Source organism: Mesorhizobium silamurunense (genome assembly GCF_014843905.1).
Taxonomy (GTDB): Bacteria; Pseudomonadota; Alphaproteobacteria; order Rhizobiales; family Rhizobiaceae; genus Mesorhizobium; species Mesorhizobium silamurunense.
The window spans coordinates 1-860 of record NZ_LPVS01000025.1; the positions used below are offsets into that span (position 1 = coordinate 1).

General features: G+C 66.0%; 1 protein-coding gene. It reads left to right on the forward strand.

Features of this window, described 5'->3' with window-relative positions; genetic code table 11:
• Positions 1-115: 115 nt before the first annotated feature.
• Positions 116-860, forward strand: a 745-nt coding sequence (locus tag AU465_RS05615) for an IS91 family transposase (protein ID WP_210325005.1), incomplete at its 3' end; no start/stop codon positions are given.

The window sequence follows — 860 nt, forward strand, 5'->3', positions numbered from 1 at the left end:
CCAAACTCAACACGACCGCACTCTATGCCCACGTTGCCACCAAGACGATCCACACCGTGATGAGCCCGCTCGACCGGATCAAGCTGCTCACGGAGGACGAGACACGACCGGACGGATGACGCGGCGGCGGTGCGCCGCCCGTCCCTGGAGGTCCCACTTGAGCCTTGGCCAGCTGAAGGTGATGTCGGCGATCCAGACCTGCCGCACCGCAGCGCTCGGCGGTCACGTCGAGGCGTGCGAGGACTGCGGCCACAGTCGCATTGCGTATAACAGCTGCAGGAATAGACACTGTCCAAGGTGCCAAGGCGCGGCGGCAAGGGAATGGCTCGCCGCACGCGAGGCCGATCTCTTGCCGGTCGGCTACTTCCACGTCGTCTTCACCCTGCCGGCCGAGGTCGCCGACATCGCCTATCACAACAAGGCGATGATCTATGACCTCCTGTTCCGCGCCGCCGCCGAGGCCATGCTCACCATCGCCGCCGATCCCAAGCACCTCGGCGCCCGCATCGGCATCACCGCCGTGCTGCATACGTGGGGCTCGGCGATGACCCATCATCCGCACGTCCATATGATCGTGCCCGGCGGCGGCATCGTGCTCGATGGTGAGCGGTGGGTGTCCTGCCGGCCCGGCTTCCTCCTGCCCGTGCGCGTGCTGTCAAGACTGTTCCGGCGGCTCTTCCTGGCCAAGCTGACCGAGGCCCATGCCGCCGGCCGGCTGACGTTCTTCGGCGACAATGCCGGCTTAAGCGAGCGCTGCGCCTTCGCCAAATTCCTAGCACCGCTCAGACGGAAGAACTGGTTCGTCTATGCCAAGCCACCTTTCGCCGGACCCGAGGCCGTGCTGGCCTACCTGTCGCGCT